General features: G+C 41.2%; 12 protein-coding genes. 9 read left to right on the plus strand and 3 right to left on the minus strand.

Going from position 1 to position 13,414, the window contains the following annotated elements:
- Positions 1–189 precede the first annotated feature (189 nt).
- The 5 genes from aroF (at position 190) to ACWPWY_RS02795 (ending at position 5,188) form a co-directional block, all read left to right on the plus strand.
- Entirely contained in the window at positions 190–1,239 is a 1,050-nt protein-coding gene (aroF, locus tag ACWPWY_RS02775) for a 3-deoxy-7-phosphoheptulonate synthase (RefSeq protein WP_454190288.1), read from the plus strand.
- Between the two features lie 247 nt (positions 1,240–1,486).
- Complete coding sequence (glnA, locus tag ACWPWY_RS02780) at positions 1,487–2,911, plus strand: type I glutamate--ammonia ligase (RefSeq protein ID WP_454190289.1); 1,425 nt, start codon at positions 1,487–1,489, stop codon at positions 2,909–2,911.
- 197 nt (positions 2,912–3,108) lie between these two features.
- Positions 3,109–4,197 carry a 3-phosphoserine/phosphohydroxythreonine transaminase gene (gene serC / locus ACWPWY_RS02785; RefSeq protein WP_454190290.1) on the plus strand — a complete coding sequence of 363 codons (1,089 nt, stop codon included), beginning with the start codon at positions 3,109–3,111 and terminating at the stop codon, positions 4,195–4,197.
- Positions 4,198–4,311: 114 nt separating this feature from the next.
- Positions 4,312–4,776 (plus strand): tRNA (uridine(34)/cytosine(34)/5-carboxymethylaminomethyluridine(34)-2'-O)-methyltransferase TrmL, encoded by a 465-nt coding sequence (trmL, locus tag ACWPWY_RS02790; protein ID WP_454190291.1) that lies wholly within the window; start codon positions 4,312–4,314, stop codon positions 4,774–4,776.
- A 157-nt stretch (positions 4,777–4,933) separates the two neighbouring features.
- On the plus strand, positions 4,934–5,188 hold the full coding sequence (locus tag ACWPWY_RS02795; RefSeq protein WP_160032883.1) for an AbrB/MazE/SpoVT family DNA-binding domain-containing protein: 255 nt from the start codon (positions 4,934–4,936) through the stop codon (positions 5,186–5,188).
- A 310-nt stretch (positions 5,189–5,498) separates the two neighbouring features.
- Here ACWPWY_RS02795 and ACWPWY_RS02800 read toward each other — a convergent pair whose 3' ends face one another.
- Positions 5,499–6,569, minus strand: a complete 1,071-nt coding sequence (locus ACWPWY_RS02800; protein ID WP_454190292.1) for a phosphodiester glycosidase family protein — start codon at positions 6,567–6,569, stop codon at positions 5,499–5,501.
- Complete coding sequence (locus ACWPWY_RS02805) at positions 6,566–6,976, minus strand: hypothetical protein (protein WP_454190293.1); 411 nt, start codon at positions 6,974–6,976, stop codon at positions 6,566–6,568. Before ACWPWY_RS02805 ends, ACWPWY_RS02800 begins: the two co-directional genes overlap by 4 nt.
- Positions 6,977–7,319: 343 nt before the next feature.
- Between ACWPWY_RS02805 and ACWPWY_RS02810 the strand changes: the two genes are divergently transcribed.
- The 3 genes from ACWPWY_RS02810 (at position 7,320) to ACWPWY_RS02820 (ending at position 10,174) form a co-directional block, all read left to right on the plus strand.
- The gene (locus ACWPWY_RS02810; RefSeq protein WP_454190294.1) at positions 7,320–7,973 is read left to right on the plus strand and encodes a response regulator; all 654 of its coding nucleotides are present in this window, start codon (positions 7,320–7,322) and stop codon (positions 7,971–7,973) included.
- A 115-nt stretch (positions 7,974–8,088) separates the two neighbouring features.
- Entirely contained in the window at positions 8,089–9,315 is a 1,227-nt protein-coding gene (locus ACWPWY_RS02815; RefSeq protein ID WP_454190295.1) for an aminotransferase-like domain-containing protein, read from the plus strand.
- A 232-nt stretch (positions 9,316–9,547) separates the two neighbouring features.
- Positions 9,548–10,174, plus strand: a complete 627-nt coding sequence (locus ACWPWY_RS02820; protein WP_454190296.1) for an FMN-dependent NADH-azoreductase — start codon at positions 9,548–9,550, stop codon at positions 10,172–10,174.
- An 82-nt stretch (positions 10,175–10,256) separates the two neighbouring features.
- Here the strand turns inward: ACWPWY_RS02820 and ACWPWY_RS02825 are convergent, their stop codons facing one another.
- On the minus strand, positions 10,257–11,018 hold the full coding sequence (locus tag ACWPWY_RS02825) for a DUF2161 family putative PD-(D/E)XK-type phosphodiesterase (protein WP_454190297.1): 762 nt from the start codon (positions 11,016–11,018) through the stop codon (positions 10,257–10,259).
- 386 nt (positions 11,019–11,404) lie between these two features.
- Between ACWPWY_RS02825 and ACWPWY_RS02830 the strand changes: the two genes are divergently transcribed.
- Positions 11,405–13,300 carry a PrkA family serine protein kinase gene (locus tag ACWPWY_RS02830; protein ID WP_454190298.1) on the plus strand — a complete coding sequence of 632 codons (1,896 nt, stop codon included), beginning with the start codon at positions 11,405–11,407 and terminating at the stop codon, positions 13,298–13,300.
- The last annotated feature ends 114 nt before the right edge of the window (positions 13,301–13,414 follow it).

The raw sequence follows: 13,414 nt of genomic DNA on the forward strand, positions 1-13,414 counted from the left end.
GTAGCGGTATCAATTCAATATAGGGAGCATAAAGTAAGGAGAGCTTGACGAGAAGTTATAAAACATGTATAGTTGCTTTAACGTATAAAAGCTTAAAAGCGAACAAGCGTTTAAGTGTAATAGTATAAATAACAACTGAGGTCTATCATAGAAGTATGATTTCACATTCGAAAGGTGGAGAATAATAAAATGATCGTTATAACAGGAAACACCACACCGGAAGAACAGATTCAGGATATTATTTTAGCGATTGAAAAGGAAGGGCTTCAAGTTCACCTTTCCCGCGGAAATGACCGGACCGTCATTGGACTAATCGGAACTGTCGAACCTAAACTAGCTGAACACTTACGACAAATGAAAGGTGTAGAGAACGTAGTGAAAATTTCGAAATCTTACAAACTAGCAAGTCGGGACTTCCATCCTGAAGATACCGTTATTTCTATTAAAGGTGTAAATATAGGCGGTGGCGAGCTCGTCGTAATGGGCGGACCTTGTGCGGTGGAATCGGCAGAGCAGATTGATGAGATCGCGGGTCTTGTAAAAGCAGCGGGCGGTCAAGTACTGCGCGGCGGAGCATTTAAACCTCGCACAGGACCATATAGCTTTCAAGGAGTAGGAGTAGAAGGTCTTATTATGATGGCAGAAGCAGGGAAAAAGCATGACCTTCTGACTATTACGGAAGTCATGACGCCCGAATATGTTGATATTTGTGCGGAATATGCAGATATTCTTCAAGTGGGTACTCGGAACATGCAAAACTTTGATTTGCTGCGGAAGCTGGGTACATGTGGGAAGCCAGTTCTGCTCAAACGTGGATTTAGTGCAACTTACGATGAACTTCTGAATGCAGCGGAATATATCCTTGCAGGGGGAAATCCAAACGTCATGTTGTGCGAAAGAGGAATTCGTACGTTTGAGACGTATACTCGTAATACCCTGGATTTGACAGCTATCCCTGTTTTGAAAGACCTTAGCCATTTACCTGTTATCTCTGACCCAAGTCATGGTACAGGGCGCAGAGAGCTTGTAGAACCGATGACAAAGGCTTCTGTGGCTGCAGGAGCAGACGGACTCATTATTGAAATGCATACAGATCCAGATAATTCAATGACAGGTGATGGAGTTCAATCCCTGTTTCCAGATCAATTCGCTGGACTTCTTCAAGATTTAGAGAAGCTAGCTCCCATCGTTGGTAAAACATTCAGCACAAAAAAAGCACCTTTGATTCATCAAAACTGATGTAAGGTTTGATATTTTATGAATAGCCTATAACCTCGTTCTATAGACCGAGGTTATAGGCTATTAGTCTATAATCCTATTGTTCCTGTTAGTGTCAGCAATTCTCACACTAGCATAAAAAATACCTGACATAACTATTGACGATGTAAGATTTGGGATTTATACTTACCTCAGTTGAAAATTAGATTGATGAACATTCACAAGGCTAAGGGTGTCTAATGTTCGGAAAAATTGGGAGGAAGAACACATGTCTGTTGAAAATGTATTGAAAACAATCCAGGAAAACAACATTGAGTGGGTCGATTTTCGTTTTGTAGATTTATCTGGTCGTGCGCATCACATTAGTTTGCCATCTACCGAAGTAGATGCAGAAACGTTCGTTAATGGAGTAGCATTTGATGGATCTTCCATTCCAGGCTTCCGCGGTATCGAAGAATCTGACATGGTTATGATGCCAGATCCAGCATCCACTTTTATTGATCCGTTTACTCAACATCCAACTATTAATATTATGTGTGATATATTTACTCCAGATGGTGAGCGTTATGAACGTGACCCGCGCAGTATCGCTGTAAAAGCAGAAGAATATCTGGAAAAAACAGGGATCGGTACTCGCGCTAATTTCGCTCCTGAATCTGAATTCTTTATTTTTGATGATGTGCGTTATGAAAGTGGAACAAACAGTGCTTCTTTCTTCGTTGATTCCGAAGAAGCGGGTTGGAACACCAATCGTAAAGAAGAAGGCGGAAACCTAGGATTTAAAGTCCGCGTAAAAGGTGGATATGTTCCTGTGGCTCCAGTAGATACACAACAAGACATCCGTAGTGAAATGTCTCGTTTGCTTGAAGAAGCAGGCATGCGCGTAGAACGCCATCACCATGAAGTAGCTACAGCAGGTCAAGCCGAGATCAATTTCCGTTTTGACACCCTTACGAAAACAGCAGATAACCTCCTCGCCTATAAATACATTGTACATAACACAGCACGTCAATATGGTAAAACAGCAACATTTATGCCAAAACCACTGTTTGGTGATAACGGTAGCGGAATGCACGTTCACCAATCCATCTTTGACGGTGATACTCCTTTATTCTATGAAAAAGGCGGATACGCTAACCTCAGTGAAATGGCACTCCATTACATCGGCGGTATTTTATACCATGCTCCAGCATTAATTGCACTAACTAATCCAAGCACTAACTCATTTAAACGTCTTGTACCTGGTTATGAAGCTCCAGTTAACCTCGTATATTCCAAAGGAAACCGTTCTGCAGCCGTACGTATACCCGTTGCAGCAGTAACACCAAAAGGTTGTCGTATTGAATTCCGTACTCCGGACTCTACCGCGAATCCATACCTTGCATTTGCAGCAATGCTAATGGCAGGTCTTGATGGAATCAAACGTAAAATCAATCCTACGGAACTTGGTTACGGACCCGTTGATAAAAACATTTATGAGTTGCCTGAAGATGATAAAGCGAACATTCGCAGTGTTCCCGCTTCACTGGAAGAAGCACTCGATGCACTAGCTGCTGATTGTGAATTCTTGACTGAAGGCGGCGTGTTTACAAAAGATTTCATCGACAATTACATTAAATTCAAACGCAATGAAGCTAAATCCGTTGCAATTCGTGTTCATCCACATGAATATAGTCTGTATTATGACTGCTAAGTAGCACTTATATCCATTTCGTCTTTTATAAACCCTCGGGAGATTTTTCCGGGGGTTTCATAATATTGTAATATATGTAACAGATATGAGGTATAAATACACTTGATATCACGAACGTTTATTGCTATTATAGCCATTATCATACGTATCATTAGATGTCATATAAAGATAACAGGGAGAGAAGGGCGGTTACTATAATGAATAAAAGAGCGTTCAATTTCAATGCAGGGCCAGCAGCATTACCATTAGAGGTGCTCGAACGGGCACAGGCAGAACTTGTAGATTATAAGGGAACTGGCATGTCTATTATGGAAATGTCTCATCGCGGAGTAGTATATGAATCAGTACATAATGAGGCTCAGGAACGTTTGTTATCTCTTCTTGGCAATCCTAAAGGTTATAAAGTATTATTTCTGCAAGGTGGAGCGAGCACACAGTTCGCTATGATCCCTATGAATTTTCTCTCTGCGGGCCTAACAGGTAGTTATGTTAATACAGGCAGCTGGGCTAAGAAAGCTATCTCAGAAGCGAAAATCATTGGTGAGACCCATATTGCTGCTTCTGGTGAAAGCAGTAAGTTTATGAAGCTGCCAGATGTATCAGGAATAGAGATGGCAGAGAACACAGCTTATCTGCATATGACTTCTAATGAAACGATTGAGGGAACCCAGTTCAAGGATTTCCCAGATACGGGTAATACACCGCTAATCGTAGATATGTCCAGTGATATTTTGAGCAGACCTCTGAATATGAATAAATTTGATATGATTTATGCTGGAGCACAGAAAAATTTGGGGCCGTCAGGGGTTACAGTAGTCATCGCCAAAGAAGAAATGCTGACAGATTCACCAAAAACAATTCCATCTATGCTTCGTTATGATACGTTCTTAGGAAACAATTCGCTATATAACACGCCTCCATCCTTTGGAGTGTATTTAGTAAATGAAGTGCTGAAGTGGATTGAAGAACAAGGCGGACTCGCGCAAGTCGAGAAAGCGAATGAGAAGAAAGCAGGATCCATCTATCAAGTCATCGATGAAAGCCAAGGTTTTTACCGGGGCTGTGTAGATGCTGAGGATCGTTCTAGAATGAACGTAACTTTCCGTCTGGCTGATGAAGCACTGGAGAAGGAATTTATTAAACAGTCGGAAAAAGAAGGTTTTATCGGAATTAAGGGACATCGGAGTGTAGGTGGACTCCGCGCTTCCATTTATAATGCGGTTCCCTATGAAAGCGTAAAGGCGCTTACAGATTTTATGAAAGAATTTCAGAAAATAAATGGTTAATACATGAATTATTAAAGAAATTTTCATTTACCTCCCACAAAAGTTTGTGGGAGGCTTTCTTTTATATTATAATTTAATTCTTATACAGTTCATACAAGAGGAGAAATGAGTCAGATGGCATTACACATCGTATTAGTGGAACCCGAGATTCCGGCGAATACCGGCAATATAGCAAGAACTTGTGCTGCAACAGGAACCCATCTTCATCTTGTCCACCCGCTTGGTTTTAACACAGATGACCGTACGTTGAAACGGGCAGGGCTGGACTACTGGCATGCCGTAAATATTGAATATCATAATTCTTTTGAAGAAGTACAGCAGAAATATGCCGGCAGTCGGTTTTTTTATGCAACTACAAAAGCAAAGAATAGATATTCTGACTTCCAATTTCAGGATGGAGACTTCCTAGTTTTTGGAAAAGAGACGAAAGGGCTTCCTCCGGAATTGATCGCCGAGAATCAGGAAACCTGTATGCGTATGCCAATGTCAGATGCAGTCAGATCTCTAAATTTGTCCAATTCTGCGGCAATAATCGTATATGAGGCGCTAAAACAACTGAATTTCCCTGGAATCGAATAATTTGGTTTGTTTTGGTAACCATCTTTCCTAATTATGGTAACTAAAATAAAGTTAATAATTTTATTAATTATTGCAGGATTCGACAAAAACGTAGCGAATGTATAAACTATAGTACAATTGTACCTAGAAATATTTTGAACAGGAGTGTGTACTGTTAATGAAACCTGCTGGAGTAGTACGCAAAGTAGACCAACTTGGAAGAATTGTGCTTCCTAAATCTTTACGTAAGAGATATCAAATGAATGAAGGAGATCCTGTGGAGATCCTCGTGCAAGGGGATCACATCATCCTTGAGCGCTATCGTCCAAAATGTATTTTCTGTGGATCGATGGAAGAAGTAAATGATTTTAAAGATCGTTATATTTGTGCTTCTTGCCTCACAGAAATGACGGGGCTTCAAGAGAACGCCTAATCGTCTGATAGCAGACGGATATCGCAGGCGTGATAGATAACTTACGTCTAGAAACAACAAAAAAAAGCTCTCCTCATATAGAGGGGAGCTTTTTTTGTTGTTTCTAAAGACCTTTTGTCTTGTCATCATTATAGGAGGACGTCAAGATTCCTACTGTGTAAAGGACAAGGACTATCGTGATGATCCAGAAAGTCAACGAGAATGACATGTCATCCACCTCCTGTTAATCTCGCAGCCCTTATTATACCTATTTTTCAGCAAAAAAGGAATCATTTCCCTGTTAAAGCGATTCGCTGATCATTAAATCGATTTATTCATAAAACAAAAAATGAGTAGGTACTTTTCTAAGATTTCCGTCAGATGGATCATTTACAACCTTTCCATTCAGAACAAGAGAGGCTGAGCCGCCTCCATCAAGGTTATAGGCATCTTGAACTCCAAGGGTATACATTTTATGCTGGAGTTCTTCTAAGGTGGCACCAGAGCTTCCTTTTTCGTTGTAACCGTCGATTACGAGAATAAGCAGTTGATCATCTTTATAATTGCCAATGACGGTACGAGGAGCACGGCGCGGTGTGTTTTTCCATTTGGAAGGGATAATGGTCTTATTGCCGTTTTTCATCAGCATAGGGACAAATGTAGCACCAAATACAGGCTCTTGCTGATCTAAGGCATATTTGCTGAAGTACTTCCCGCCAATGAGTTTCCCCTCTTTATTCAACCCCACAAAAGCGAGATCTTTTATACTCGGATGAAACCCTGTTACGTATTTCCCATCTTGTACCGTTGTGCTAAGCGGATATCTTTTTCCGCCGCTATCTGCATATCCACCCGCATTGATTCCTGCCACGGCTCCACCGCGAAGAACAGCTTGGAGGGTAGTTTGAGAAGATCCAAGCGTATCGTCAAGAGCCATTTGCATGGCGGAAGGATCTTTGAGTTTTATTTTCATCGCAAATCCATGATAAGTACCGGGATTAACTTTGAAAAGTTCAATACGAATACGGTCACTATCGACGACTTCGAATGGCACACCCAGTTTTGCTTGAATCCGCCGATTATAGACCGCTTCAGGCTTTTTGGCTTGAGCTGCCGTCATATTCGCAATACTTTGCATAGTTTTGCTCGTACTGTTATAAAGCTCGGTTGTTCTTTGAATGGACGAAGAAGTACTCTCGGCGAGTGCTTTTGCGTCATCCAAGTCACTCTTAATTCCTTCGGTTGTAGACCGAATATCACTTGAGGGAACATATTGTTCCACCGGCTCTGTAAATTCAATAACAAGGGGCTGCTGAAGTAACAAAAGACAGAGAATGATTCCAACAAACGGTGCGGTCGATAACATCAGGAAACGATTCAATCTTCTAATAGAAGTGATCATTTAAGTAAATCCATTTTCTTCTGGAGCGTGTCCAGTTGTTTTTTGACTTCTCTAAGCTCCGTGTACAACTGATTACTGTTATCGGATGTGTTACCCGCATTGTCTTTTGTAAAAGTCAGCAGTTCATTAAAAGTATTAACTTGCTCCTGGATCGCAGCAATCTCGGCAGCAATATCTTCAATTTGGAGCTGATATTCCTGTTTGACAGCGGTGAGCTGTTCATTCGTATAGGTTTTCATCTCTACTACCATTTGCTGTTTTAGATAATTGCTATAGGAGTAGGCTGCAAAGACACCAATAGCAATAATAATGATCCATAGGATCAGGAACATGCGGACAGAGCGTTTATTCTTACTTGCAGTTTGCCTAGTAGGATGGCCTGGTGACTGCTCTGTAGATAGATTCAATTTTCACCACTCCTCGCATTAATCGACTATATTCTATGATTTTCCAGACCTCATTCTATCATGGCCCTATCATTTCCGCAAAAAACGCCTTCTAGGTGCAAATAAAGAAAAAGAGATTGCATCGGAAGGAAGTCCTAGGATACAATTTCATATATAGACCAAATTAAGGACTTAAGAGGGATGCATTTTTCGACAATATGTGATCTGTTTATCCATTTATGTATGGGGCTTCCTCTAAACAACCATTGCCGCACATATAGCGCATAATTCACAAACAGGCTATAACATCGATCTAACGATCTTTTTAAACAATATATCAACTAATTTACTAGGGGGAGTTATTATGAGAAAGGAATGGCAGGTGGTCTTAATTGATATTCATCCAACGAGTATGCTAGGTACAAAGCTGATTTTGGAAGAACATCAAGACTTGTCTGTAAAGGCAATGGTTTCAACAGGAAGAGAGGGACTTGAAGAAGTAGATAGATTGCATCCGGATCTAGTGCTAATGGATTATAAATTACCTGATGGAGAAGCTGAGCATTTCATTGAACAGATGAAGCAGTTATCAGCAGACACGCACATCATTGTAATGACAGATGAAGATGATTTGAAACTATTCAGAAAATATATCGGAATCGGCGCGAGCGGAGTCATATCTAAGCAATCTTCACCACTGAAACTGATTCATCTTATCACGGGTTTGCGTGAAGGACTCGCTTCTATTCCTCTAACATGGCTGCAGAATGAAGATTGGGGTCAGCTAGGAGAGCCAGATCTTGATGTGGATATCCAGCTTACCGATATGGAGAAGTTTATTATGGAAAGAATTGTCCAAGGAATCACGTACGATAAGATCGCTAAAGAGATCAATGTAAGTCGCAGATCAGTTGATAATTATTTGCGAAAAATATATACGAAACTGGGTGTGTCGAGCAGAGCACAAGCTATTGAACAGTTCACGCTCTACACCAAATCAAAAAAACAACATGTATAATTGAACAGGTAGAGAAGGCATATTGCTTTGTGGCAGCGAATAGCTTTTATAGGTCTAGGTTCTTGTTATAATTAAGCGAGGGTCATATTTCGAATAAAAATTAGGGAGGACTGACATGGAATTTTCATTTGCTTCCCGTGCCTCAAAGTTATTGTCTTCTCATCTACATAAGGTGAATAAAGAAGAAAGACAGAATTCTTTTATATCTCTTGCAGAGGAATTGCCGGCAGAGGAGTTTTTTCCGATTAAGCGACTAGGAGAAGCGGCTCGTATGGTATTATCTTCGGATCCTTCCGTTTTGCAATATGGAGAGCCGCAGGGCTATGCTCCGCTTCGAAGCTGGATCAGCGAGGACTGGAAGCAAAGAAGAGGTATGCATACGTTAGCAGATCAGATTTTGCTGACGGCAGGAACTCAGCAGGCGATAGATCTTATTACAAGGTTGCTTGTGGATATAGGTGATTCTGTCGTGGTAGAAAATCCGACTTCTCCAGGATGCCTTCAGGTGTTGGAAATGCAAGGTGCTAATATTATAGCTGTAGAGAATGACCTGGAAGGTTTGTTACCAGACCGCCTAGAAGAGCAGTTTCAAAGTGTGAAACCGAAACTGCTTTTTGCTGCACCCAGCTTCTCAAATCCAACCGGGATCCTATGGAGTATGGAGCGGCGTAAAGCCGTACTGGAATTATGCCGTAAGTATGAAGTTCTTATTATTGAAGATGATTCCTACGGCGAACTGCATTTTGGATCAGAAGCGGCGGCTTCCCGGTTTTCAATATCTTATCCTACTCTGTATGCGCTCGATGCCATGGATGGCGGGAATCAAGTGCTTTATATAGGTTCGTTTAGCAAGACCATTGCACCTGCGATGCGGACAGGATGGGCTGTTGGAGACCAAAGGTTAATCAGAGGGATGTCTACTTTAAAACAAATGGCGGATTGGCAATCAAGTTCAATGAATCAACAAATATTATATTTTTTACTGTATGAATCTTCTTTTCGGTGGAAAGAACATTTGGCACTATTAAACAGGGAGTATGAGGTTAGACTCAAGCTGGTCCTCGAATTATTAAAGAGGCCAGGGTTCAAGGAAGTGAAGTATCACCCGCCATCGGGAGGAATGTACTTGTGGATTCAGCTTCCACAAGGGCTGCATAGTGAAGCGTTACTGAGAGCATCCATGCGACTTGGCGTCGCTTTCTTGCCAGGAAGCAGATGCTCGCCTGGGAGGCAGGCGGATGAGTATATCCGAATCAACTTCAGCAGGCCGGGAAGAGAAGAACTGCTGTTAGGGATGAATCTAATCAGTGAAGCGATACAAGAATTCACTGCTAGAAGATAAGGAACCTCCCATACTGAAGGGGGGACTTTTTTTTAGGTATATCATTCCAAAACGAAATAAATGGTTGCACTCACTAACATTTTTATATAGAATATGTATTAATCAGTTGCATTAACTTTTTCAGTTGTTGTGACGTTAAGGGCTGTAGCGAATGTTCTAAAATTATTAATGTCAATCATTATTTTTTGATTTGTTACAGTAACTATTCTTATCAAATGGGGGAACAAACAATATGTCTAAAGTTCTATTTATTAAAGCAAACGACCGCCCAGCGGATCAAGCAGTGAGTGTTCAAATGTACGATGCATTCTACAATGCATATAAAGAAGCAAACCCAACAGATGAAATCGTAGAATTGGATCTGTATGCGGCTAACCTGCCAGCTTACGGTAACAATGCTGCAACAGGAACATTCAAAGTAGCGAAAGGGTTGGAAACAACTCCTGCAGAACAAGAAGCTGCAGACCTGGCTGCTTTCTACCAAAAACAATTCTTTGAAGCAGATAAAGTGGTTGTTGCATTCCCGCTTTGGAACTTCACTGTACCTGCACCGCTTGTAAACTACATATCTTACCTTAGCCAAGCTGGCGTAACATTTAAATACACAGCTGAAGGTCCAGTAGGTCTTGCTGGTGACAAAAAAGTGGCACTTCTAAACGCACGTGGTGGCGTTTATTCTGAAGGTCCTGCCGCAGCAAGTGAACTTGCTGTGAAATATGTATCTTCCGCTTTCGGATTCTGGGGTATTCAAAATCCTGAAGTTTACATTATTGAAGGACACAATGCATTCCCTGATCGTGCTGCACAAATCGTTCAAGACGGTTTGAAAAATGTTGCGGAAGCAGCTGCACGTTTCTAATAAGTAATGGTAAGTAAAAGGCTGTACTTCTACCTCGAATGAGGAAGAAGTACAGCCTTTTCTTTCATAAGACAAGTCTATGTTATTTTTTGAATTCATCATCAGCAAGCACACTTTCAGCAATAAGATAATCATTTTGAGCAAGCATGCTTTGCTGTAAAACACTTTCATAGGTTGCTAAAGCTTCCTTGCCAGCGGGAGTTAATCTATAGCTACCTCGCTTAATGCGTTCAAACCAACCATAATAGTTGTTTTGAAGAATGGAAGCAGCTGTACTGATCCCTGTAGTTCTTGCGAGCTGTGCTGGAGAAGCGAAGGGCAGAGGCTCAAGGGCGAAGGCTACTCTTAGAGCTCTTTCGCGGTAAGCAGTGACTAATTTCGTTTTGTGGCTGCCGCCTAGGTTATAATCGCCGCTGCGACCCTCAAACTCACGGAGCAGTTTTTGTTTACGTATGGATTTTTTTGATTGTAGTTGTAATTGTGGTTGACATAAGATATCTACAAGGGCAGGTTTTGTCTTATAAATAGTTACGGTAATCAGTCCAAGTCCAAGCTTTTGACAAAGCTCTGTAATTTCACTAAATCGCTGGTTCACAGCTCCGCGCTTAGCACGGTTGCGTTCAACAGCGAGGTAGACATTGCTACTTATTTTTAATCGCTGCATCCCCTGAAAGAGCAGGGATAAATTAAAGGTTTTTTTAATCTCCACAATCAGTGGATCAGTCAATCCTTCTTTAACTCCAACAAGATCACAATACCGGATCTCGGATTTAATATGATACCCTTGCTTTTCAAAAAAGGATTTAACGGGTTCATATAATTCGGTTTCGTACCCCACGGCCATCCCTTTATCAAACTCCTTTATGAATTTACCGCTTCTAATAGCGCTTGTTTTCTCATATACGTACAAGTATAACATTGCTCTTCTTTCTTCACCCTAACATACCTTGCGCTAGGATTCCAAAACATTTTCTTTACCTGGTTCATCTTATTTTTTGCATCAAAAAGAGAGACCTGTCACAAAAAAAGAGGCAACTTATCCGAATTAACGCATAGGTATGTAATACACTTTTTTTAGATCAAAGTGTCGGACTTCTCTCACTAAAGTGATCAAGAACTGAAGGCGGAGGAGCTTAGACAGTTAGGAAAAGATGGGTTAGCAGTTCATGGAATGGACCTATTCGGAGTGGATGCTGAATCACTATGGAGCCATGGGAGGTACGAAAGAGCATGAATATTTTTGAACGCGTAGCTGAATTTCGAGCGGAAACCGATCGATTGTCATGGACGGGGACATTTAAAGACTATATTCAGATTTTGCAAAAGGATCCTACGCCTGCGATGACGGCTCATGCCAGAGTGTATGAAATGATCAAATCGTATGGTGTGGAAGAGAAAAATGGTCATAAACGGTATAAGTTTTTTGAACAACAAATTTTTGGACTAGACCGCAGTGTAGAAAGATTAGTCGAGGAGTATTTTCACTCCGCTGCAAGAAGACTGGATGTCCGAAAACGGATTTTGCTCTTAATGGGTCCGGTCAGCGGCGGAAAGTCCACACTCGTCACGTTGTTAAAACGGGGATTGGAGCAATTCTCACGGACAGATAAAGGAGCAGTTTACGCAATAGAGGGCTGCCCTATGCATGAAGATCCGCTGCATTTGATTCCACTTGAACTAAGGCCCGAAGTAGAGAAAGAGCTTGGAGTACGTATTGAAGGGAACCTATGCCCATCTTGCCAGATGCGCCTTCGTACGGAATACGATGAAGATATTGAAGAAGTCCGAGTAGAACGTGTCTTTATATCAGAGGACAGCCGTGTTGGAATTGGAACATTCAGCCCTTCAGATCCGAAGTCGCAGGATATCGCTGATCTCACCGGAAGCATTGATTTTTCGACCATCACAGAATATGGTTCTGAATCAGATCCACGGGCCTATCGGTTTGATGGAGAACTCAATAAAGCGAATCGTGGACTCATGGAGTTCCAGGAAATGCTGAAATGTGATGAAAAGTTTTTGTGGAACTTGCTATCACTTACCCAAGAGGGGAACTTTAAGGCAGGACGTTTTGCACTCATTAGTGCAGATGAGCTTATCGTTGCTCACACCAACGAATCAGAGTACAAATCTTTTATATCGAATAAAAAGAATGAAGCATTACAATCCCGGATGATTGTTATGCCGGTTCCGTATAACTTAAAGGTTTCGGAAGAGGAAAAAATTTATAAAAAGCTGATCGAGCAAAGTGACATGCGTCATGTGCACATTGCCCCGCATGCTCTTAAGACAGCTGCCATTTTCTCCATACTTACTCGTTTAAAAGAATCAAAAAAACAAGGAATGGACCTTGTTAAAAAAATGCGGATGTACGATGGTCAAGAAGTGGAAGGATATAAAGAAGCAGATCTAAAGGAAATGCAAAATGAGTACCTTGAAGAAGGAATGACAGGGATTGATCCTCGTTATGTCATTAACCGAATCTCCAGTGCACTCATTAAACAAAATCTAGAGTGCATTAATGCGCTTGATATTCTCAGAGCCATTAAGGATGGTCTGGATCAGCATGCTTCTATTACGAAGGAAGAACGTGAGAAATACCTCAACTTCATCTCCGTTGCACGTAAAGAATATGATGAACTGGCGAAGAAAGAAGTGCAAAAAGCATTTGTCTATTCTTTTGAAGAGTCCGCGAAGACTTTGTTTGAAAATTATCTTGATAACATAGAAGCGTTCTGCAATTGGTCGAAAATTCGTGATCCTTTGACAGATGAAACGGTGGATCCAGATGAGCGCCTTATGCGCTCTATAGAAGAGCAGATTGGAGTATCTGAGAATGCAAAAAAAGCGTTCCGTGAAGAAATTCTAATTCGGATCTCCGCATACTCGCGTAAAGAGAAGAAGTTTGATTATAACAGTCATGATCGCTTAAGAGAGGCCATCGAGAAGAAATTGTTTGCAGATCTTAAGGATATCGTGAAGATTACGACATCGACGAAGACACCAGATGCGATTCAATTAAAGCGGATTAATGAAGTCAGCTCTAGACTTATTGATGGGCACGAATACTGCCCTGTATGCGCGAATGAACTTTTGCGTTATGTCGGCAGCTTGTTAAATCGTTAATATTTAATTCGAAAGTGACTGTAACCGTTGCTCGACTGTAGTACATGTTTTTCCCATCCATCCACTTTGATTTAGATGAATATCAGCGTTAACTTTAGGCACTTGACATCTGCC

This window comes from Paenibacillus sp. Marseille-Q7038 (assembly GCF_965111595.1).